This is a genomic window from Acinetobacter sp. P1(2025), assembly GCF_051390655.1.
In the GTDB taxonomy this organism is placed as follows: domain Bacteria; phylum Pseudomonadota; class Gammaproteobacteria; order Pseudomonadales; family Moraxellaceae; genus Acinetobacter; species Acinetobacter junii.
Genome location: NZ_JBPKBJ010000155.1, coordinates 1 through 1,160, shown reverse-complemented (window position 1 = coordinate 1,160; position 1,160 = coordinate 1). Strand labels below are relative to the sequence as shown.

At 32.2% G+C, this 1,160-nt stretch carries 2 pseudogenes; one reads left to right on the top strand and one right to left on the bottom strand.

Annotated elements, in window-relative coordinates:
• Positions 1-114: 114 nt before the first annotated feature.
• Positions 115-384, bottom strand: a pseudogene (locus ACSC97_RS18135) (LysR family transcriptional regulator); the annotation flags it as partial.
• A 135-nt stretch (positions 385-519) separates the two neighbouring features.
• Here ACSC97_RS18135 and ACSC97_RS18130 point away from each other — a divergent pair.
• Positions 520-1,047 (top strand): annotated as a pseudogene (locus tag ACSC97_RS18130) (lyase family protein); the annotation flags it as partial.
• Positions 1,048-1,160: the final 113 nt, after the last annotated feature.

Genomic DNA, 1,160 nt, shown 5'->3' with positions numbered 1-1,160 from the left:
TTGGCAGAAGAAATTATTTAGACCAATGATCAAAAACTTCATTGATGACTTTATTCTCGATAAAAATCATCTGCTACCACAGAGAATCTATAAATAATAGTGCGTAAGTCCTATGTTTTTAATATTTTTTTCTAAATAGGTAATTGTGCTTGAAAGTTGGTTGTGAATGTTTTTAGCAGTAGCTAATAAAATTTGTCCAGCTTCAGTGAAATCAATATTTTTACTTTCTCGATCGAGGATTGGGAAACCCAAAGCATTTTCAATATTTTGTAGTCTACGTGAGAAGGCGGACTGAGTTACATGCCTGATCTCTGCTGCTTGGGAGATTGATTTTTCCTGTTCTAATGCAAGTAAATCTTCAATCCATCGAATTTCCAAGGTCATAAATTATCCTTAATGCATGCTCATACACTATTATAATCTATTATGCAAAAAATGCATGTAGTAATATTTTTTTACATTAGAAAAAACACACACAGTCTTTTAACATAAAAATATAGTCGTACAGGATTTATTCAAATGAACATTAAGATTAATACGCGGAGTGAAAAAGATTTATTGGGTTTTAAAGAAATTCCTTCGAATTGTTATTATGGTGTACAAACTTTAAGAGCAATCGAGAATTTTAATTTAAGCCAAAGTAAATTAAGCCAGTTTCCAAACTTTATTAAAGCATTGGCAATGGTTAAGTCTGCGTGTGCTTATTCAAATCTTAAATTAAATAAAATTGATGAAAATAAGAACAAAGCAATTCAATATGCATGCCAGCAGATTTTAAATAACCAATATCATGACCAATTTATGGTGGATATGATCCAAGGTGGTGCTGGAACCTCAACCAATATGAATATAAATGAGGTTGTGGCAAATATTGGATTGGAATATCTAGGCCATAGCAAAGGAGAATATCAATACTTACATCCTAACAATGATGTGAATATGTCTCAGTCGACCAACGATGTATATCCTACTGCAATCAAAATAGGTTTAATTGCGGCAATTGAACAGTTAAATGTACCTTTTAATCATCTAATTGCGAGTTTTAGAGGCTTTGTTGCACAAAGCTATTCTTGAAGGCTTCTTCAGTAATATAATTTCCAGATGAAGAAGCCTACACCTAAAATCTATCGTACAACCAATTGGTCCTCGTATAACCAAGC